The 20,823-nt window shown below is 60.9% G+C and carries 19 protein-coding genes; 12 read left to right on the forward strand and 7 right to left on the reverse strand.

The window, feature by feature from the left end; genetic code table 11:
• Window positions 1-75: 75 nt before the first annotated feature.
• The 5 genes from rnd (at window position 76) to AACY44_RS00375 (ending at window position 10,233) form a co-directional block, all read left to right on the forward strand.
• Window positions 76-1,209 (forward strand): ribonuclease D, encoded by a 1,134-nt coding sequence (gene rnd, locus AACY44_RS00355; protein ID WP_339414904.1) that lies wholly within the window; start codon window positions 76-78, stop codon window positions 1,207-1,209.
• Window positions 1,206-1,499 carry a YcgL domain-containing protein gene (locus AACY44_RS00360; protein ID WP_069022347.1) on the forward strand — a complete coding sequence of 98 codons (294 nt, stop codon included), beginning with the start codon at window positions 1,206-1,208 and terminating at the stop codon, window positions 1,497-1,499. The genes rnd and AACY44_RS00360 overlap by 4 nt, the downstream gene beginning before the upstream one ends.
• Before the next feature lie 107 nt (window positions 1,500-1,606).
• The gene (locus tag AACY44_RS00365) at window positions 1,607-2,539 is read left to right on the forward strand and encodes a D-2-hydroxyacid dehydrogenase (protein WP_339414903.1); all 933 of its coding nucleotides are present in this window, start codon (window positions 1,607-1,609) and stop codon (window positions 2,537-2,539) included.
• 165 nt (window positions 2,540-2,704) lie between these two features.
• Window positions 2,705-5,923, forward strand: a complete 3,219-nt coding sequence (locus AACY44_RS00370) for an OspG family effector kinase (protein ID WP_339529593.1) — start codon at window positions 2,705-2,707, stop codon at window positions 5,921-5,923.
• Window positions 5,924-5,928: 5 nt separating this feature from the next.
• Window positions 5,929-10,233, forward strand: a complete 4,305-nt coding sequence (locus AACY44_RS00375; protein ID WP_339529595.1) for an SET domain-containing protein-lysine N-methyltransferase — start codon at window positions 5,929-5,931, stop codon at window positions 10,231-10,233.
• 49 nt (window positions 10,234-10,282) lie between these two features.
• On the opposite strand, the gene AACY44_RS00380 is transcribed toward AACY44_RS00375, so the two are convergent.
• A complete protein-coding gene (locus AACY44_RS00380; RefSeq protein WP_339414900.1) occupies window positions 10,283-10,867 on the reverse strand; it encodes a nitroreductase family protein in 585 nt (194 codons plus the stop codon).
• Window positions 10,868-11,021: 154 nt separating this feature from the next.
• Here AACY44_RS00380 and AACY44_RS00385 point away from each other — a divergent pair, with 154 nt between their 5' ends.
• Together AACY44_RS00385 and AACY44_RS00390 are read left to right on the forward strand one after the other, a co-directional pair.
• Complete coding sequence (locus AACY44_RS00385; RefSeq protein WP_049709459.1) at window positions 11,022-11,471, forward strand: YcgN family cysteine cluster protein; 450 nt, start codon at window positions 11,022-11,024, stop codon at window positions 11,469-11,471.
• A gap of 12 nt (window positions 11,472-11,483) precedes the next feature.
• Complete coding sequence (locus AACY44_RS00390; protein WP_339456444.1) at window positions 11,484-12,701, forward strand: hypothetical protein; 1,218 nt, start codon at window positions 11,484-11,486, stop codon at window positions 12,699-12,701.
• Between the two features lie 120 nt (window positions 12,702-12,821).
• Here AACY44_RS00390 and AACY44_RS00395 read toward each other — a convergent pair whose 3' ends face one another.
• From AACY44_RS00395 to AACY44_RS00405, 3 genes are all read right to left on the reverse strand, one after another.
• On the reverse strand, window positions 12,822-13,163 hold the full coding sequence (locus tag AACY44_RS00395) for a YgaP family membrane protein (RefSeq protein WP_339414898.1): 342 nt from the start codon (window positions 13,161-13,163) through the stop codon (window positions 12,822-12,824).
• 68 nt (window positions 13,164-13,231) lie between these two features.
• A complete protein-coding gene (locus AACY44_RS00400) occupies window positions 13,232-13,699 on the reverse strand; it encodes an RNA methyltransferase (protein ID WP_339414897.1) in 468 nt (155 codons plus the stop codon).
• Window positions 13,700-13,791: 92 nt separating this feature from the next.
• Window positions 13,792-14,166 carry a YajD family HNH nuclease gene (locus AACY44_RS00405; RefSeq protein WP_057723014.1) on the reverse strand — a complete coding sequence of 125 codons (375 nt, stop codon included), beginning with the start codon at window positions 14,164-14,166 and terminating at the stop codon, window positions 13,792-13,794.
• A gap of 98 nt (window positions 14,167-14,264) precedes the next feature.
• Here AACY44_RS00405 and AACY44_RS00410 point away from each other — a divergent pair, with 98 nt between their 5' ends.
• Entirely contained in the window at window positions 14,265-15,185 is a 921-nt protein-coding gene (locus AACY44_RS00410) for a ParB/Srx family N-terminal domain-containing protein (RefSeq protein WP_339529597.1), read from the forward strand.
• A gap of 58 nt (window positions 15,186-15,243) precedes the next feature.
• Here AACY44_RS00410 and AACY44_RS00415 read toward each other — a convergent pair whose 3' ends face one another.
• On the reverse strand, window positions 15,244-15,930 hold the full coding sequence (locus AACY44_RS00415) for a spermidine synthase (RefSeq protein WP_339529599.1): 687 nt from the start codon (window positions 15,928-15,930) through the stop codon (window positions 15,244-15,246).
• Window positions 15,931-16,008: 78 nt separating this feature from the next.
• Between AACY44_RS00415 and AACY44_RS00420 the strand changes: the two genes are divergently transcribed.
• Window positions 16,009-16,287, forward strand: a complete 279-nt coding sequence (locus AACY44_RS00420) for a hypothetical protein (protein WP_339414894.1) — start codon at window positions 16,009-16,011, stop codon at window positions 16,285-16,287.
• Here AACY44_RS00420 and AACY44_RS00425 read toward each other — a convergent pair.
• Complete coding sequence (locus tag AACY44_RS00425) at window positions 16,284-16,757, reverse strand: cyclic nucleotide-binding domain-containing protein (protein ID WP_339414893.1); 474 nt, start codon at window positions 16,755-16,757, stop codon at window positions 16,284-16,286. The two genes, AACY44_RS00420 and AACY44_RS00425, sit on opposite strands and share 4 nt — an antisense overlap.
• 70 nt (window positions 16,758-16,827) lie before the next feature.
• Window positions 16,828-18,870 carry a S9 family peptidase gene (locus tag AACY44_RS00430; RefSeq protein ID WP_339414892.1) on the reverse strand — a complete coding sequence of 681 codons (2,043 nt, stop codon included), beginning with the start codon at window positions 18,868-18,870 and terminating at the stop codon, window positions 16,828-16,830.
• 24 nt (window positions 18,871-18,894) lie between these two features.
• Between AACY44_RS00430 and AACY44_RS00435 the strand changes: the two genes are divergently transcribed.
• Genes AACY44_RS00435 through AACY44_RS00445 form a run of 3 tightly spaced genes read left to right on the forward strand, consistent with a single transcriptional unit; the run spans window position 18,895 to window position 20,783 of the window.
• Entirely contained in the window at window positions 18,895-19,431 is a 537-nt protein-coding gene (locus tag AACY44_RS00435) for an MFS transporter (RefSeq protein ID WP_339414891.1), read from the forward strand.
• Between the two features lie 21 nt (window positions 19,432-19,452).
• Window positions 19,453-20,229: a class II glutamine amidotransferase gene (locus AACY44_RS00440; protein WP_339414890.1), complete on the forward strand. Its 777-nt coding sequence runs from the start codon at window positions 19,453-19,455 to the stop codon at window positions 20,227-20,229.
• A gap of 11 nt (window positions 20,230-20,240) precedes the next feature.
• Window positions 20,241-20,783 carry a DUF2937 family protein gene (locus tag AACY44_RS00445; RefSeq protein WP_049709451.1) on the forward strand — a complete coding sequence of 181 codons (543 nt, stop codon included), beginning with the start codon at window positions 20,241-20,243 and terminating at the stop codon, window positions 20,781-20,783.
• Window positions 20,784-20,823 lie beyond the last annotated feature (40 nt).

Raw genomic sequence — 20,823 nt, forward strand, 5'->3', positions numbered from 1 at the left:
TCGCCTCTGCATTGCGGATGCTCGCAAGTCCCTTTCGCGATATATACTGCGCGCCATTCTTCAAGGGAGAGCCGTGTGGCCATCGATATTCACTGGATCTGCGACAACGATAGCCTCGGCCAGCATTGCGCCGAATGGCAGCAGTTGCCATTCGTCGCCCTCGACACCGAATTCATGCGGGTCGACACCTTTTATCCTATTGCCGGGCTGATCCAGATCGGTGATGGCGTGCGCGCTTACCTGATCGACCCCCTGACCATCGACAACTGGCAACCGTTGGCCGCCCTGCTGGAAAACCCGGCGGTGATCAAGGTGGTGCACGCTTGCAGCGAAGACCTGGAAGTGTTGCTGCGCCTGACCGGCAGCCTGCCTGTGCCGTTGTTCGATACCCAATTGGCTGCCGCTTATCTGAATCTTGGCTTCTCCATGGGGTATTCGCGCCTGGTGCAAGCCGTGCTGAATATCGAACTGCCCAAGGGCGAGACCCGTTCGGACTGGCTGCAGCGGCCGTTGTCCGAGACGCAGATCAGCTACGCCGCCGAAGACGCGCTGCACTTGGCCGAGGTGTACATCCGCCTGCGTCCGCAGTTGTCCGACGATAAATACGCCTGGGTGTTGGACGATGGTGCCGAATTGGTCGCCAACCTGCGCCGCGAAGTCGACCCTTACGAGGTGTACCGCGACGCCAAGCTGGCGTGGAAACTCTCACGTGCCCAACTCGCCGTGCTGCGTGAGCTGTGTGCCTGGCGCGAGCAGCAAGCCCGCGCCCGTGACCTGCCGCGCAACCGCATCATCCGCGAACACGCGTTGTGGCCCCTGGCCAAATCCCAGCCGGATAACCTCGCCGCCCTGGGCAAGATCGAAGACATGCACCCGCGCACCGTGCGTCAGGACGGCCCGTTTCTGCTCGACCTGATCAAACGTGCCGGCAGCGTGCCGATGGACCAATGGCCACCTGCCGTTGCCGAGCCTTTGCCGGTGGATGCCGCTGCATTGATCAAGCAACTGCGCGCCTTGGGCCAAACGTTCGCCGAGCGCCTGAACATGGCTCCGGAACTGATGCTGCGCAAGAAAACCCTCGAAGCCCTGGTCAAAAGTGGCTACCCCGATGGGCCTTATAAATTGCCAGACTCGCTGCGTGGCTGGCGCCGCGAGTTGATGGGCCAGGCGCTGCTCGACAGCCTGGCCACTGTCGGAGAACAGCCTTGAAACGTATTTGCTCCATCTATCGCAGCAAGAAAAAAGACGGGATGTACCTCTACGTGCTGAAAAGTGATGCTTTGGAGCGCGTGCCTGAACCCTTGATGGACGCCTTCGGCAAGGCGCATCACGCGTTTGACATGGTGCTGACGCCGGAGCGCAAACTGTCCCGTGAGGACATCGCCGTGGTCCTGGAAAACCTCGACAAGCAGGGTTACCACCTGCAAATGCCGCCGGCCGAGGACGAGTACATCGAACACTTGCCCGAAGAGCTGCTGCGCCGTAACGACCCGATGTGATCGGTGAGTGCCCTGTTCAGGGCACAGTCTTCAATGGAATCGTATAAGTGGGCGGTGGCCGTAAGGATGCGGGCGGCCGTCCGTATTGTTTTTGAAAGGTTTGAACCATGCGTGTTCTGATTGCTGAACAGGATCACCCGCTCTACGCTCGATTGCTGGGTGACCTGGCCCCGGACCTTGAGGTGCTGACCAGCGGCGACTCCGCCCAACTGTCGCGCCTGGCCGCCGATTGCCCGGTATGGCTCGGCCAGCCCGACCTGCTGGCGACGTTGTTGCGCCAGGGCCATCACCCGCAATGGCTGCAATCGACCTGGGCTGGCATTACGCCGCTGCTGGCCGAAGGCTTGCCGCGCGACTACCGCCTGACCCGCGCGGTCGGCATCTTTGGCCAGGTCATGGCTGAATTTGTCCTCACCTATATGCTCGGCCACGAGCGCGAAGTGTTGGCGCGCCTGGTCAGCCAGGTCGAGCGCAAGTGGGACAACCGCTTGGGCCAGAGCCTGGCGGGGCGTAAGGCGTTGATCGTCGGCACCGGCGACATCGGCCAGAGCGTTGCCGGGTTCCTCGTGCCGTTTGGCGTGAAGCTGTATGGCATCGCAAGCGAAGCGCGTGAGCAGGCACCGTTTCTCGAAGTGGCTGGGCTCGACCAACTGGGCCGGCTGGTGGGGGAGGTGGACTACGTGATCAACCTGCTGCCCAACACGCCGAATACGCATGATGTGTTCGACGCAGCGCTGTTCAAGCAATTCAAGCCGACGGGGGTGTTTATCAACGTCGGGCGCGGTGTGGCGGTGGTCGATGCTGACTTGGTCGAGGCCTTGAAGGAAGGGCATTTGGCGGGCGCAGTGATCGATGTCTGCCGTCAGGAGCCGCTGCCCCAGCGTCATCCGTTCTGGACCGCCTGGGGGTTGTTGTTGACTGGGCACAGCTCGGCGCCGACTTCGCCGCCGATGATGGTGGCGCTGTTCCTGGAAAACCTGCGCGCGTATCAAGCAAAGACTGCGTTGCGCGGTGAAGTGAGTTTCGAGCGCGGGTACTGAGTCGACCCTGCTACTCGAGCCACATCTGCCCTTACATCTTGCCCCTGACATGAACCCTGACAGTTGCGCTGGAACCTCCTCAATGGGTTTGCACACCCAGTGAACGCCGAGGCCGCTAATCGCGTGCCCGGCAGGACGTTCCTTCAGCTATGGACAGGTGTGCACATGATCGCCAGCAATTCCTCACGCTCCAGTTTCCCCCACGCATCCATCTCGACACAACCACCAGCATCCATCGTCGACCCCGGCGCAACGAGCGTGCCCGAACCTTCGGCGGCCCTGGCAACGCAGCCGACAGCACAGGCCCCGCGCCAGGCGACGGCCCCACCGCTGGGTAATTTCGGCGGGGCGCTGGCCTGGCCAGTGCCTCTGTCCAAGTCCGACCAAGATGCGATCATCACACTGTTGCAGGACCCCGACGCCACTCTACCGGGGCTGCCGCTGGTGGATGCACGCAAGGGTGCATTGGGTTATTTGCTGAGTGGCAGTTCGGTCGCCAATGCTGACCTGAATACACCCGACATCACCCTGCAAAAACTGCTCGGATCCTCTAAGGCTCAAGCGTTAGGGCAGGCCCTGCAAACCCGGGTGAACGGCATTGCGACGGCCACCAGTTGCAACGACTATCTGCTGGCCGCCATCCACCTGGGCCTGGACCCGGAGCTGCGCGTTGCGCGCCCAAACAGCGTCGCCGGGTTTGATCTTGCGGCGCGCCAATATTGGGGCAAACCTGCGTCAGAGGTGATTGACGGGCTCAGTCGTCATCTGATCGAGCAGGGCAGAGCCACGGTGCAAACCGCGAACCTGGCAGCCTGCCTGCTGCTGGCCAGAACCGCCCCGGAGTTATTGGTCAAAGACGTTCCAGCCAGCGTGACCTACGGCAGCCTGCTGTGGACGCAACTGGTGATAGCCACGGCCAAGGTGGAAGCCGACTCGCCCGGACGTGCGCACACGATGAGCTACGCCGAAGTCGTGGCGCATGCCGATACCCTCACTGGGCGCGGGGTTGGCGTGCAAGCGGCCGAGCAACTGGCCCTCGTGAACTGGGGGGCGGCCAACGCATTGCTGAACGTCGCTTCAGCGATGCCCAGCGAAACCGAGATGGAGCGTGTACGCACACGTTATAACCGTCAACTCAGCACGCTGACGGACGCGTGTGCCGCGGTGCAAACGCCGATACCCAGCCGACGGGCCATGGCGCTTGCCACGCTCAAGGCGCACTTTCCAACGCTGGATCCGCAGGTATTCGAACTGCCCGCCTTACAAAAGGCCTGGCTTAAACCAGGAAGGCCGGGCGCGTTTCCCGGGCTGTATTCGATGCTCGATATCGTAATGGAAGGCGGCAAACTCAATGTCCAGGAGCATTGGTTGGCGCGGGATAAGCGGGTGCCGGGCGAGGTGTTCTGCCAGCTGTATGAAACCGGCCGGCTGGACGTCAACGATGCTTTCGGTGCGCAGTATGACAAGGCCATCGCGTCACACGAACGGGGTCACGCAGGCCTGGTCCAGTATCTGATTTCCACCCTGCCCGTGGAGGATAGAAACAACTTCGAATATGGTGCGCTCGAATTTTTTCGCACCGATCAATACAAAATAGCCGGGGATCTTTTTTCGCCGCAGGCCCTGCACACTCGCGGGCATACGCTGCAGGTGAAAACCACCCTGGATGGAGCGGTCAATATTTATGAGCTGGATACCAGAAATGGCAGCATCAAAAAACAGAACTATCTGATAGCCCGCTATACACCGCCCTATACGGCAAAAAACCTGGAGTCCCGAGACGCAAATATCGTCAGCAAGACCAGCCTGTTTGATCCACCACCCGGGCAGTACACCGAAAAGCCGCTGCCCTCCGTCCACCTGCAGTCCTATGGTTCCGGCCGCAGCAAAGCCATCGGCAAGGTATTCGTCAAGGCGCTGGGGTTGGGCAATGACGACCTGTTGCAACAGGCACGCGGCGTGACGTCATTTGATCAGGGCAGAGCCACCGACCAGGCCATCGGCGAGTTTTTCCTCAACCTCATCCCACTGCGATCGGCCATCGTCAACTTTATGAACGGCAGAGTCGCCGACGGCCTGTTTGATCTGAGCCTGGATGTAATGGGTCTTGTCACCTTGGGGGCGGGCAAGGCTGCGCAGGCCGGCAAGGCACTTTCGAAAGGTATCAGCACACTCGGCGGGTTGTCGAAGGTTGCGCGATTTGTGGGCGCCGCGGCGATCGAAATGTTCAACCCGTTCAACGGCCTGGGCGATTTGGCGATGGCGGGCGGGTACGCGCTGGGTACTGTCACGCGGTTGGCGTTCGCCAAGGGACGCGAAAGCGTGAACATGCTTCGCGGTGCAACGGGCAGTTATGACGTGCTCAAGGCCGCCAGCCAACAGCACGGCGTGGCAGCCACTGGGACGTTCAAGGCCGCAGGTCAGAGCATCGAAGGCGGCGCGGTGCTCAAAGACGGCAAATGGTATGGCCTGGATGCGCGCACGCTGCAGGCCTATGGCAGCCCGCTCGAAGGGTTTTCTCCCGCCACACGGGCCGTCGACGGCGTGATAGATGTAGCGCCGGGTAATGAATTGAGCAATGCGCGGTTTGCCAATTACGGCGTCGTCGAATCGAAAATAGCCGGGGTTTCGCGCAACGCCCAAGGGGTCTATGTGGGCGCCGACGGTCACCGTTCCCATATCCGCCATACCGACAGCAGCGGCGACACCGCCGTCTATGAAGTTCGCCAGGTGACTCGCACTGAAGAGGGCGTGGTGCAGGCGCGGATTTATCATAATAACCGGCAAACCGAGCTACTGGTCCAGCACGTACAGGGCGATCAATGGCAGCGTTTGACGGCGCGGGGCGGTAACGGGTCTTCCGTGAAAGCAGACCTGGGACCAGTGATTGGCGGCGGCGGCGAGAGCACTCTTTACGCAAGCCTGGATGGCAAAAGTGTTTACAAAGACCTTCACACGAAAGCCGCCACGAAGATCCCCGATTACGCCACTTCCGAGGCGCACCGCCTGAATACCTACTATGGTGCCGGTTTTGCAGAGGCCATGGTGGAGGACGGGCGCTCCTACATCAAAATGAAAAGACTGGATGGCATCGCACTGGATGATGTGCCCAAGCGCAGCTTGCCCCCAGTGGTCCGCATCTGGCTGGATGACGCGTTGAAAGGCATGGAAGACAAAGGGATCTACCATAACGATCTGCATTTGAATAACTTTCTGTACTCGTTGAAAGATAAAAAAGTCTATCCGGTGGACATTCAGTCACTGAGCCCGGAAGTGTTGGCGAGCGACAAGTTTCTGCATGACATGACCCTTAGTGATTACGCACGCAAAAAGGCTCAGTTGCAGAGGGACTTCAACGAACTCGTGCGTGCTGGCGACAGGTAATCACTATGAACATCATTGATTTCCCTTCTCGTCAGCAGCAGGTCATCTCGTCCAGCCCGGCGGTCCAACAGACGACGCAGCCGTCTGTGGACGTCGTCGGCAAAACCCATCGTGCCTCGACGTTACATGCGTCATTGGGCGACAAGGGAAACCTTGCAACGCTGGGCCTCAAGCTCTATGAGATCGCCGCACGCCTGGCCGAAAACCCCACTGCCGACATGATCAAGACCACACTTCAAACCACGCCTATGGCCGTGCGGCCTGAATCATCCGACGCCGCAGCACTGGGTAGTACGGTCAATCTCGCGGCATTTATTCAGGGCAAGGGACTGGGCTTGCCGTATAACCTGTTTTCGCTGACATCCCTGGCCGACGCAGTGAGCGACCGGGCCTTGCAGCACCCGCTTGGCAACTTGAGCGGCGCGCTCTCATGGCCGAATCCTTTGAGCCCGGATCAACAGCGCAGGATGCGCGACATCACCCAGCGGCATGATCATGCACAGGGTGAGCAGCCGCTGGTGATGCAGACCAAAGGGGTTCTGGACTTTCTCAGTTACCCCAAAACGCTTTCCCCTGATGAGTTGGTTGACCCGGTCAAGGCGCTGAACACGCTGATCGGCTCCGCCGCAGCGCAGCGCTTGGGGCAGACGCTGCAACACCGACTGGGTGGCATCGCCACCGAGAACAGCGCGAATGACTACCTGCTCGCGGCAATCAATCTGCACCTGGACCCTGAATCAATCTCCGCGCCGCACCGCAATAAAGTGGCCGGCTTTGACTTGATGCAAGAGCAACATTGGGGCGAGCCTGCCGCGGTGGTGGTCGAGGGCTTGCGCCAGCATCTGATCACCCAGCGCAAAAGCAGCCCGCTGATGGCCAACGCTGGCGCTTATTTGCTGTTGGCAAACAAGGCCCCCGAGTTTCTGGTCAAGGACCTGCCCGGCAACCTCACGTACGGCAGCCCGGCGTGGGTCAGCCTGTCGGTGGCGGCGGCGACGATTGAGGCACAGTCGCCGGGAACGGCTGCGAACATGACATTCGCCCAGGTCATGATCCGGGCAGAACATGCGGCCATGGTCGATCCCGTGATGACCGAACGTGCCCGCAAAACGGCGCTGGCAGATTGGGGCGTGGCCAATGGTGTGATCGACAGACGCGGCGATGATCAATACTCGAGCGAACAACTGGACAGTGTCAGGGCGACGTTCAATGTCCGGCTTGGTCAGCGCTTGTCGGCTTCACAGGCATTGAATCAAGCGATGCCGATGCGCCGAGACATCGCGCTGGCCAAACTCGTCGAGCGGTTTGGCGACCTTGGCGCGTTGTTTGAAGAGAAGCTGTTAGCCACGCACAACTACGCTGGGCCGGGGCATCGCACATCGCTGGTGGGGGACCATTCGTTGCTCGATATCGCAATGATGGATTTGCCCAGCCCGGCGCCATTCGTCTCGGCGGATAGTCGCCTGCCGCTGGCAGCCTTGAATGCCAATCCCAGGTTTGGTGTGACCGAGGCGTTCGATCAGCAGTTCGACACATTCATCAGCGGCAAAAAATCCGCCATCGGCATTACGGTCAAACACCTCATTGCACAATTGCCTTTGGAGCATCGACGTAATTTCGAGTTCGGCAAAATCACCCTGTTTCAGCAGACTTCCCACACGCTTGGGCTGGATTTCACCTCAAAAACGCCAGGCCCGAAGCAACCGCGGTTGCTGGTAAAGACTGAGCGAAACGGCGTGGCCTCGGCGTATGAGATCGATTTTCACAACGGCACGGTACAACCTGCACAGCTCTACAAAGCCCGCGAGCAACGCTCAAGGGACGCCAATCGGGTACAGGAGACCAAGGTATTCACACCCGCCGAAGCCGTAGGCGAGCTAAGTCGCGAGCGGACCTCGGGAACGGCGCCGCCGGACAGTTTCAACAGTGCGCGAAGTGAAGCGATCGCTGCTGCATTCGTCGAACATCTGGCGCTGGACGACCCTGCCATCAAGGAAGAGGCCAGGGGCAAGACCACCGGAGACCGCCAGCATGACAGGGCCAAGGCGTTTGAAACGTTTTTGCTGAACCTGGTGCCGCTGCGAGCGGCCATTGTCAATTTCCAGAATGGCAACTACGGCGACGGCGCGATGGACCTTGCGTTGGATGTATTTGGTTTTCTCACGGCGGGCATGGCCACCGCCGGCAAAGTCGCCAAGATCGGCGCGACGGCCATTTCCACTGCAAGCAAAGCGCTGCGTGCGACCAAGGTAATCGGCACCGCTGCCATCGGTGCGTTCAATCCACTGGGCGGGTTTGGTGATCTAGCAGTGGGTAGCGTCAGCTTCGCGGTTGCAAAAGGCAGCGCCGCGATCAATCGGCTGCGGGGTGCCACGGGCAGCTATGACGTGCTCAAGGCCATGAGCAAAGACTATGACGCTGCGGCCATTGGCACGCTCAACGTGGCCGAACGTCGGGTGGATGGCGCGGCGGTACTCAAGGACGGCCGCTGGTACGCGTTCGATGCCGACGTAATGCAACCTTACGGCAGCCCTCTCGAAGATTTCACCGCGCATACCCGGGCCGTGGACGGCGCAGTCAGCACGGCGCATATCGAGCACACCAGCGAATTGGATAATGCGCAGTATCGGCAATTCAAGGTGGCGGAGTCGAACCTGGATGGGCTGACGCGCAATAGCCAAGGGGTGTATGTCGCCGCCGATGGTCACCGTTCCCATATGCGCCATACCGACAGCAGCGGCGACACCGCCGTCTATGAAGTTCGCCAGGTGACTCGCACTGAAGAGGGCGTGGTGCAGGCGCGGATTTATCACAATAACCGGCAAACCGAGCTACTGGTCCAGCATGTTCAGGATGACCAGTGGCAGCACCTCGCCGCGCTGGGCGGCGCCCACATTGACGCCACGCACCTGCGCGCATGGGAGGCGCTCTCCACCCAGGAGCAGCAGCGGCTCACGCTGAAGGGGTTTGCGAGGCAGCACCGCTTGAACCTGCCGACCCTGACGTATTACGTGCAGCCCGACGGGACGTTGAGTGCTGCAGGCGTGATCGTGCGCGACCGCGCGGCAGGTGCGCCCTCGCGCACGCTGACTCCCCACCATCTGCGTGATTGGCAGGGCATGACCCAACAAGCGCGGGATGCGGCAACCATGGAAGGATTCGCCAGCCTCCATCATCTTGATGTGGGCGACTTCAAATCCTGCGTCAAACACACCGGCGGCCTGCTGCCACGCGGCGAAGCGCTGTTGTTCAGGGCCGGCGGCGGCAAGTACAACCAGCTGACTGACGATCATTTGCTGAAGTGGCACCGGGTCTCCCGGCAACCGAACAATCGGGTGACCCAAGAGGCGTTCCGGCGACAACACACGCTCAATCCAGTGGACTGGAGAACTCATGTGTATAGCGATGGCTCCTTCAACACCTCGGGGGCGCGACGTCTGAGCAGGGCGCAGGAAAACCTGGCTACCCAGCCGGCTGCCAGGTTTCCTGCCCCAGGCGCGACGCGCAAACGGCCTGCACCGGATAACATGCCCCCGGCGCAGGATGCCCCACTGGATTTGTCCAAACCCGCCGACGGCGATCCTCCGGCCGCTGCGCCGATTATCAAGACCGAGCCGGAGGTTGTCCCGTTGCGCACGTTGGCGACTCATTCGGTGGATAATACGCTGCCGATTTTACAGGACCCGGCCAACCCAAGGCTCAGCCTGACCCAGGCGATTGAAGGGCCGATCGATGATATTCGCATTGCGCATTGGTATGGGTTGCTTGACGGGTTGGAGCCGGCGCAGAAAAAGGTGGTGGCCAACCGGATCAAAGACTCGATCAAGGACTGGCTGCGAAGCGAAGGCAGCCATGGGCCGCGTTTCGACCAGATGCTTGAAGTGGTGACGCCGCTGGATGACGGCGGGCCAGCCCGTGGTGCGTCGGTATGGGCGCGGCGAGACATCGCGCAATTCGAAGTGCTCGGCCCTTACGCCGGCAAATATCATGCAACCGACGCCTCCCTGTTTCAGGAGCAGCGCAAGCAAGGCTCGCGTGCAGTGCTGACGTACCTGTTCGGCACACGCTCGGGCACGCGCTCGGTGAGTGCCTTGAACAGCGGTAATACTCTGAGCCTGGTGAACACGTCACAATTGAGGAATGGGCCCGCTTGGCAGAGCAACAACGTGATTTCCATCGCCGTGGGCAAGAACCTGTCGTTTTATGTGGCGCTCAAGGACATCAAGGCCGGCGATGAGTTGTTGCTCGACTATGGCCCGCTCTACGACGTGACGCCGGGGTTAGTGCCCAAACAGGAACCTGCCGTCTGAGGTTGTGCGGCGAGACCTTCAAGGCTCGCCGCACAACAGGGTGCCGGGCTCAGAGGCTGAAATCACCCTCCGACACCAGCTCGCTCAACGGCCGGCGCGGACTCGGCGTTTCACGCCCTTGCAGGTAATCCGGCAAGGTCGATTTATCGCCCAGCTTGCCAACCGCCACGGCCGCATGCAGCGCATAACCGTCTGGAATCTTCAGCTCTTTGCGGGTCAGCTCCTGATCGAAGCCGGCCATGCCGTGGGTGTGCCAGCCGCTGATACTGGCTTGCAACGCCAGGTGGCCCCAGGCCGAACCGGTGTCGAAGGTGTGCCACAGCGCCGGGGTTTCTTCGGTGGCGCCGGGGGCGGTGAAGTCGGTTTTCGACGCGATGATCACCAGGGCCGACGCGTGTTGCGCCCAGCCACGGTTGAATTCATTCAGCAAACCCAGGAAACGTTCCCAGTCCGGCGTGTCGCGGCGCGCGTAAAGAAAACGCCATGGCTGCGAGTTGTAGGCGGACGGCGCCCAGCGCGCGGCTTCAAAGAAACTCAGCAGGGTTTCCTGGGAGATGGTTTCGCCGGTGAAGGCGCGGGGTGACCAGCGGTCGGTGAACTGGGGATCGATCGGATAGTCGGCAACACGTGTCATGGAGCAGTTCCTGATCGTCAATTCGGCGTTCAAGGCTACTGCGCGCTCACTAGACTGACAAGTGGTGTTAGACCGCCAGTCGTAAGCGCTTGGCCCCAGGGGCCGCGGGCACTAGACTGGCGGCCTTTTCACCTACCGATACTGATGTAGAGCCATGGCCGCCAAAGTCGAACCTTTCTGGATACGCAAAACCCTTGAACACCTCGATCAGGAGGAGTGGGAGTCGTTGTGCGACGGCTGTGGCCTGTGCTGCCTGCAAAAGCTCGAGGATGAAGACGACAACAGCGTCTATTACACGCGTATCGCCTGCAAACTGCTCGACCTGAAAACCTGCCAGTGCACCGACTACCCGAACCGCCGTGCATCGGTGCCGGACTGCATCCAGCTCACCCCGGGCCAGGCGGATCAGTTCAAATGGCTGCCGCCGACCTGCGGCTATCGCCTGGTCAGCGAACGCAAGGACCTGCCACTGTGGCACCACTTGGTCTGCGGCGACCGCGATGCTGTGCACCAAGAACGCATTTCCCAGTCCGGGCGCATGCTCAGCGAAGGCAGCGTGCCCGAGGACGACTGGGAGGATTACCTGATTTTTCGTGCCGGCTGAAAAGGAGTGTGTATGAAAGGGGGGCGGTTGGGGGTGAGCCTGGTAGTGCTGGCGCTGAGCATGCCAGCGTGGAGCGCGAAGAAAGTTGACTTGGATTATCACGTCAAACTCCTGCCCCAGAGCGATCAGGCCGAGGTGCGCGTAAGCCTGTCACAGGGCTCGGCAGTGCGCAGCCTGGACTTCGACCTCGGCCACGACGGTGACTACAGCGACTTCAAGGCCGATGGCCGATGGAGCATCACTGAGCACCGTGGCCTGTGGCAACCCAGCGCCAACAAGGCCAGCCTGACCTACCGCGTGCGCCTCACCCACGCGCGCAAGCCCGGCACCTATGAAGCGCGCATGACGCCGAGCTGGGCGCTGTTTCGCGGTGAGGACCTGGTGCCGACGGCGCGGCTCGACCAGCAAGACGGTGTCGAGTTGGTCTCCCGGCTGGTGTTCGAACTGCCGGCTGGCTGGAAAAGCGTCGAAACCGCATGGCCGCGTATCGGCAAGAACAAATTCCGCATTGATAACGTCTCCCGCCTGTTCGACCGGCCCACCGGCTGGATGCTCGCCGGCACCCTCGGCAGCCGTCGCGTGCGCCTGGGCGAGACTGAAGTCAGCGTGGCCTCGCCCAAGGGCCAGGCCATGCGGCGCATGGATGTGCTGACGTTGCTGACTTTTGTCTGGCCCCAAGTAGAAGCAGCATTCCCACGTCGTCCGGCCAAGCTGCTGGTGGTGGGCGCCAGTGACCCGATGCGCCGTGGCGCGCTCGCGGCGCGCGACTCGATTTACCTCAACAGCCGCACGTCGCTGGTCGGTGAGAACGGCATCAGCCCGTTGATCCGTGAAGTGGTGCAGGCGATTGGGCGCTTCAACGATCACGACGTCAGTGACTGGGTCAGCGAGGGTTTGGGCGAGTATTACGCGATCGAACTGCTGCGCCGAGCCGGAGGTATTACCGATGAGCGGTATGAGGCCATCCAGGCACGCCTGGCGAAGGAAGGCAAGGACGTGACCAGCCTGCGCGGCGAGCATGTCAGCGGCGCGACGGTGGCACGGGCGGTGGTGGTGTTACAGGAGTTGGATCGCGAGATTCGGGTGAAGACTCATAACAAACGGTCGCTGGATGACCTGGCTCAGGCGGTGATGCGCGCGAACAGCATCACCACTGCGGAGTTCGTAAAGCTGGCTGAGAGCATTACTGGCGAGCCCTCAGTGGTGCTGGACAGCAAATTATTGCGTTGACGCAAATCATTGTGGGAACTGGCCTGCCTGCTATAGCGGTCTATCAGCTACTGAACCAGCAACCTGACACACTGCTATCGCGGGCAAGCCCGCTTCCACATTCAACCGAGTTCGGCTGGACTACTTGGTTGCTTTTTCAGCCGCCACTTCCGCCTTGGCCTTCAAGTTCTGCAACTCTTGCCCGGCCCGCTCGATCTTCGCACGCACCGTGTTCATTTCCTGGCGGCCCTGTGCAAGTTTGTCCTTGAGCGAACTGTGCCCGGTGAACCCACGCGCCAGCGCCACGCCGCCGATCGCCACTTGGATCAAGCCGAAAATCCCGCCACGGCGCAGGCCTTTGCCCACCATCATCACGCCACCGGCCACCGAGCCGATGCGCTCCCAACCGTGCACGTTTTGCTGCGGCTGCGTTTCAAACGGGGCGTGTTCGATGATAGGACGCAAGGTTTTGCTGTCGCTCATGATCTGTCTCCAACGTGGGCTAGTGATATGTAGCTGACTGCTGGCACCTGCCGGATGTTCCGGAAAAATCAGTACTTGGGGCCCGAACGGGTGTTGTTGCCCTTGGCCAGTCGATCGTAGAGCACCACGTTGACGGTGGCGGCGAGGTTCATGCAGCCGGTGGTCGGGATGTAGACCACGTCTTCGCACCAGTCGCGGATCTCTTTGTCGAGGGAGCCGTCTTCCGGCCCGAAGATGTACAGCGCGCGGTCGGGGTGGGTGTATTCAGGCAGCGCGCGAGCACCTTCCACCAGCTCCACGGCGACAGGGATGCAGCCCAGCGGCAGGATCTTTTTCAGGTCATCGATGCCGATCAGCGGAATGTCGTGGTGGACTTTCTTGGTGTCGGTGATGAAATCCCGGGCGCGCGCGTAGCGCACGCCGGTGTAGAACACCGAGGCCACGCCGTAGCAGCCGGCGGCACGCATGACCGAGCCGACGTTTTCGGGGGATTTGGGGTTATACAGACCGATGCAGCTGTAGCGTTTATTGCCCACGGGGAAGGGTGCCTTAAAAAGGCAGCATTATAGCGGCAAGCTACAAGCTGCAAGTTAAAAGCGGAGCGGCTTTTTCTTGCAGCTTGATGCTTTCAGCCGTCTTTCTTCATAAGGCCAGCCAACGCCGCAAACGGGTTATGCGTCGCCTTGGCAATTGTCGGGCTGCTGGTGGAGCCTTCGCCGAAGTACTGCTGGTCGGTGTAGCGCGAGTGTTCGTTGTCGTGGCAGTACAGGCACAGCAACTCCCAGTTGGAACCGTCCTGGGGATTGTCATCATGATTGTGGTTGCGGTGGTGTACGGTCAGCTCACTCAGGCGTTTGCCGGCGAACTCACGGGCGCAGCGGCCGCACACGTGGGGGTACATTTTCAAGGCTTTGTCGCGATAGCCCATTTCCCGGTCGCGCTGGGCATCGGCGAGGATACGATCCAGCTTGGCGGTGTGGGAGGGCGGATTGGTCGAGCTCATCATGGCTCCTGGCTATTGGGTGGTTCACGGATAAGGTTGATTCTAGCCGCTTGCGTTGTAAATGACCGCTTCACTTTGTCGATAAGGAGCTCAATATCATGCGTCTGCAATCATGGACTGTTGCGTTGTTGCTGTGTGGGGTGGTTGCCCAGGCCCAAGCGTTCTCCACGCCAAAACCCGGCCAAGCGATCGAGGTTGCACTCGAACACTTGCACCCGACCCAGGCCGTGGTGGGCTTCGACCAGATCTACTACAGCCTCGGGCTGTTTGCCGACAAACCCGCCAAGGTCTTCGATGATTACTGCGAAACCAACGGCCAGGGCGAAGCAGACAAGGTGCCCAAGGACGCAGACCTGCACAAAGCCTCCAGTTTCACCTGCAAGGACCCGGTGGGCACCCATCCCGAGGACATGAAAACCGTGGTGGTCGGTCCCGCTGGCCAGCTGTACCTGACCGACGGTCACCACAGTTTCACCACTTTATGGGAAGTGCCCGGCGGTGGCCCTCGGTTGAAGATGTGGGTCAAGGTTACCGACGACTTTAGCAACAGCCCGACTTTAGCGAGCTTCTGGCGGCGGATGGAGGCAGCGCGCAAAGTCTGGCTCAAGGACAACAGGGGGCAGACGCTGCCGCCCGAGCAGTTGCCCGCGCACCTGGGCTTCAAAAACCTGCAGGACGACACCTTCCGCAGCCTGGTGTATTTCACCCGCAAGGCGGCCTATGGCAAGCCCGAGGCTGGGGAGATCGCGCCGGAGTTCCTGGAGTTTTACTGGGGCAACTGGTTGCGTACGCAGATTGACCTGGCCGCGTTCAACCTGAACAAGAAAGGCGGCTACAAAGACGCGATTGAGGCTGTAGCCAAGCGCATGGTCAGCCTGGCGCCGGGGTCGCAGGTCGGGGATAGCGGTTTTACCTCTCATCAGTTGGGAGGCATGACCAGGCTCGACCGGGATGAGCTGGAAAAGACCTTCGACAAAAAAGTGCCGTACGTGATCGATTACCGCAATTCTCGAAACTAATGCCGATCAAAACTGTGGGAGCGGGCTTGCTCGCTCCCACATTAGATCTGCGGTGTGATCAACCCTTGAGCTTCTCCGCAATCCAGATGGTGTGCCGGGTGCCCTTGTTGCCATGGGCAAACACCTGCACTTCCTCGGCTTTGAAACCGGCCTTGCGCAGTTTGTCGCTGAACAGCTTGTCGGCGCTGGCCGACCATACGGCCAGCACGCCTTTGGGGCGCAGGGCCTTGGCGCAGGCGGCCAGGCCTCCGGCGGAGTACAGCCAGCTGTTGGCTTTTTGCGTGAGGCCTTCGGGGCCGTTGTCGACGTCCAGCATGATCGCGTCAAAGCCCTGGGGCTCGGCTTGCAGCACCTTGGCTACATCTTCCATACGGATCACCGTGCGCGGGTCCAGTAGCGGGCGGCCGGATTTTTCTCCCAGCGGCCCACGGTTCCATTCCACGACGCCCGGCACCAACTCCGCAACAACCACTTCGGCGGTTTTGCCCAGGTGCTTTAGGGCTGAAGCCAGGGTAAACCCCATGCCCAACCCGCCGATCAATACCCGCGAATCCGGGCGACCGGCGACTTTGCAGCAGGGGATTTGCGCCAAGGCATCTTCGGAACCGTGCATACGCGTGTTCATCAACTGGCCGCCGTCACCGCCCAGGATCTTGATGACAAAATCTTCACCGTATTCGAACAGGCACAAGGCACCGCCGTTGTCGGGGATCGGGGTGGTGTCGAGCAGAACGAAACGTTTCATGGAAATCTCATTGGGAAGGGCATTCTTGCGCGGTTGGGAGTAGCCTTGTGACATTCCGGTCAGGCCATGGAGCCATCGATGAAGTGCAGCATTCTAACGGTCATTGTGTTGAGCGCGCTCGCATCCGGTACAGCGCAGGCTCAGGCGTTGCAAACCGTACCGATTGCGCCGGCCCCTACGCCAGGTGCACCGGGCACGCCGACGCCGACGCTGTACCCGCAAGTCACCCCACCGGCCATGCCCAAGACTAACGGCTCGCCGCCCCTTGCGCCCATCGTGCTGCCGACGCCGCCGAAGGACCAGACGGTGCCCGGCCTGCAGCAGAACGACAGCAAACCGAAGACGCCCGGCGGTTAAAACTGTTGCGATAGCAGCTGCCCATCGGCCATGCGCAGGCGCTTGGACAGGGCGATGGCAATCGCACGGATGATCTTGGCGGCAACCCTGGGGGTTTCGTTGAGCATCTTTTCCAGGGCGTCCTTGCCCAGGTTGAGCAGCACGCAGTCACTGGCGGCCACGCAACTGGCGGAGCGCCGCTCGCCGTCAAGCACGGCCATTTCACCAAAGGCCCGGCCACTGCGCAGGGTGGCGATGGTCAGGCGTTGGCCGTCGCTATTGGTTTTTTGCACCGCCACCTGGCCGCTGTGGATGATGCACATGAAAGTACCGGCATCGCCCTCGAGAAAAATCGCTTCGTCACGGGCAATGCTGCTGATGTTGAAGTAGCCGGCGGCGACGTGAAAATCTTCCGGAAACAGCGGGTCGAACAGGCCGCAGTCCATGAGCATGTCGCGGATTTCGTCGTTGAGAAGCGTGGGTAGTGTCATGGCTGCAATCTTGAACCATCAATCATGTAGGGCGGTACTGTGTTCAGACAGAACCGCCGCTCTAAGTTCCTTAAACCAGCCCCAGTACCTTGAACACAAAGCCATATTCGAGTGCTACGTCACGTAATCCCTGGTAACGACCACTCATGCCACCGTGGCCGGCGCCCAATTCGGTTTTGAGCAGCAGCAGGTTGTCGTCGGTCTTGGTAGCGCGCAGCTTGGCCACCCACTTGGCCGCTTCCCAATATTGCACGCGGCTGTCGTTGTAGCCGGCGATCACCAGCATGGCCGGGTAGGCCTGGGCGCTGACGTTTTCATACGGCGCATAGGCCTGGATGCGCGCATACACCTCGGGCTCTTGCGGGTTGCCCCACTCGTCGTACTCGGTGATGGTCAACGGCAACTCCGGGTCGAGCATGGTGTTAAGCACGTCGACGAAAGGCACTTCGGCAATCGCCGCCTGGAACAGCTCCGGACGCTGGTTAAGTACGGCGCCGATCAACAGGCCGCCGGCACTGCCGCCGCTGATTGCCAGTTGTTTGGAGGTGGTCAGGCCCTTGGCGATCAAGTGCTCGGCGCAGGCGATAAAGTCGCTGAAAGTGTTCTGCTTGTGCTCCTGCTTGCCATTGCGGTACCAGGCCTCGCCCAATTCACCGCCGCCGCGCACATGCGCAATGGCGAAGGCCACGCCACGGTCGAGCAGGCTCAGGCGTGCGTGGGAAAACCACGGGTCGAGGCTCGAACCGTAGGCGCCGTAGCCGTACAGGTACAGCGGCACAGGCTTGCCCAACTGGTCGCGCTTGACCACCAGGCTGATCGGCACCTGTGTGCCGTCCGCCGAGGTGGCCCACAGGCGCTGGCTGACGTAATCGTCGGCATTGAACACGCCAAGCACCGGGGTTTCCTTGAGCACCTGCTGTGCGCCGTTGGCCAGTTCCAGCTGGCGAACCTGGGCCGGGCGGTTAAGCGCCTCATAGCGCAGGCGAATCTTATCGCTGACAAATTCCAGGCTGTTTTGAACGTAGAGGCTGTAGGCGGCGTCGGGCAATTCCACCCGATAAGCCGGCACGCCTTGCGGGTGAACTTCGATCACGGGCAGCCCACCAATGCGCAGGCTCAGGGTCATGGCGCTGGCATTCAGGCTCACGCCGTCGAGCATGACGTCATCGCTGTGGGGGATCAGGTTTTGCCACTCAGCCTCGGTCGGCACGTCGCCAATGTCGGTCGCCACGAACAATGCGTAGTTGATGCCATCACGGTTGCTGCGGATAAACCAGGTCCACGCGCCATTCAACTGACCGTGGTCGACATCGTATTCATGGTCTTCGACCCGTGGCGCCAGGCAGGTAAAGTCCAGTTGCGGCTGGTCGGCGTCCAGCGCCCAGATTTCGCTGGTGGTCTTGCTGCCCAGGGCCAGCAGCAACTGGCGCTCGGAGCTGGAACGGTAGCAATGCAGGAAGAAACGCCCGTCCGGCTCATGGAACACTTCCTGCGCCGCCGTCCCATCCAAGCGATAGCGGTAGAGTTTGTGCGGACGGTGGGTGTCGTCCAATTCGCCGAAGAACAGGGTCAGGCTGTCATTGGCCCAAGTCATGCTGCCGTCGCAGTCCTGGAACTCCAGTTCACTGACCTTGCCGTTGGCCAATTCCTTCACGTACAGGGTGTAGACCTCTTCACCGCTGGTATCCAGGCTGTAGGCCAGGCGCTGGTGGTCGGGGCTGATGCTGAACGCGCCGAGGGAGAAGAAGCCGCCATTGGCGAGCACGTTCGGGTCGAGCAGCAATTCTTCGCTGCTGTCATCCACCTGATTGCTGTCGTCATCCGGGCGGCGGCAGCGGTAGTGGCGGGCGTATTCGTCACCGGCGGTGGTGCGGGTGTAGTAAAGATACGGTCCCCAAGGGGAGGGCAGCGACAGGTCAGTCTCGAGAATGCGCCCCTTGATCTCCTCGAACAGGCTTTCGCGCAGCGCCTGCTGGTCGGCGAGCTGGGCTTCCTGCCAGGCGTTTTCGGCCTTGAGGTAATCGAGTACCTCAGCGCTGTCACGCGTTTGCAGCCAGGCGTACGGATCTGGGCCTTGGGCCTGGCGGGCAATCGGGGGGGTCGACATAGGCATGGATTATTCTCTATCTGGCAGACGGTGGCAGGCATTGCAGCCGCGACACGCAAAAGCCGTTATCATAGCCGCCTGTTTGCCAACCTTGCCATGGACACCATGACCGAGAACGACTATCTGACTGCTTGGGGCCTTTACGCCTTCGCTGCCTTGGGCTGCCTATTGGTGTGGTGGCGCATGACCCGCTGGATCTGGCGCTGGCTGCGCGAGCCGTTGCAATTGCTGATGGCGGTGCTGCTGCTCAGCCCGACCATCGTCGATCCGGTCAAGACCCAGTTCGCGCCGGCCGTGGCGATAACCGCCCTGGACCTGTTGCTCAAGGTCGGCAACAACGCCTGGCGGGCCATTTCCGATTTGTTCATGTACACCATGATTGCCTTTGGCGTGTACCTCGTGATCGTGTTGATCCGCTGGCCCATCGAGCGCGCCGCTAACGCCCGCCGTGAGCGCAAGGCCGCCGCCGATGCGGCATTGGCCGCTGAACCTGAAAGCGATGACGATGACGTACCTTTCCGCCGTCCTGAGCCTGTGAGCGGTATGCGGGTCGAACCACGCCTTTAACGTTGTAGCGAGAGCCCTGGCATGTGTGAATTATTGGGCATGAGTGCCAACGTCCCCACCGACATCGTGTTCAGCTTTACCGGGCTGATGCAGCGCGGTGGGCGCACCGGCCCGCACCGCGACGGTTGGGGCATTGCGTTTTATGAAGGGCGTGGCCTGCGCTTGTTCCAGGACCCGGCTGCGAGCAGTGAGTCGGAAGTCGCGTTGCTGGTACAGCGTTATCCGATCAAAAGTGAAGTGGTGATTGGCCATATTCGCCAGGCCAATGTCGGCAAGGTCAGCTTGGCCAATACCCATCCGTTCGTGCGCGAACTGTGGGGGCGCAACTGGTGCTTCGCACATAACGGCCAACTGGCAGACTTCAATCCCCGCGCCACGTTCTACCGCCCGGTGGGCGATACCGACAGCGAAGCGGCGTTCTGCGATCTGCTCAATCGCGTGCGCGAAGTCTTTCCTGAGCCGGTGGAGATTGAAAACGTCTTGCCGGACCTGATTGCCGCCTGTTCCGAATACCGCAGCATAGGCGTGTTCAACTGCCTGCTCAGCGATGGCGACTGGCTTTTCTGCTACTGCTCGACCAAATTGGCGCAGATTACCCGCCGCGCACCTTTTGGGCCGGCGCGCTTGAAAGATGTCGACGTGATCGTCGATTTTCAGGCCGAAACCACACCCAATGATGTCGTCACCGTGATCGCCACCGAGCCTTTGACCGACAACGAAAACTGGACCCGTTACGAACCGGGCCAATGGAGCCTGTGGCGACGCGGTGAATGCGTCAGCCAGGGCATCACCGAGTAAGGATATCGACCATGTTGCTCAGTTATCTGCGGTTGGTGCTGTTTGCCATCGGCCTGTTGGTCGGCGTGCAAGTGCCCGGGTTTATCAACGACTACGCCAAGCGCGTCGAGGCTCACCTGATCGAGGCCCAGACCGGCCTGAGCGGGTTCGAAACCACCGCACGGCAGTTCTTCAACGGTGACTTGCAGGCGTTGGTGGCGCATTACCGCGCCAGTGATGATCCCGTGTTCCAGAGCGACGCCAACAGCCTGGGCGCCATGCTTGACCGCCAAGTGGCGCTGGACAAGCAGTTCCAGGCGATGCAAGGGCCTTGGTACATCCGCGCCCTGCAAGTGGCGGTGGCGGCGGACCCGGATATTCGCCAGGAAACCTGGAATGGCTACAGCTACCAGATCCTGCTGACCCCCGAAGCCATGGGCTGGGGGTTGGGCGGGGCGATGCTGTTGTCGTTTGGCATCGAATGCCTGTTCCGCCTGATCGACTGGGTGGTGTTGGGCGGCAAGCGCCTGCGCCAGAGCCGGCCGATAGAAGAGCGTGACCTCAAAGGCCTCTAAAGACCGACGCGGTCAAATGTGGGAGCCGGCTTGCCTGCGA

This window comes from Pseudomonas sp. RA_15y_Pfl1_P11 (genome assembly GCF_963970975.1).
Taxonomy (GTDB): Bacteria; Pseudomonadota; Gammaproteobacteria; order Pseudomonadales; family Pseudomonadaceae; genus Aquipseudomonas; species Aquipseudomonas tritici.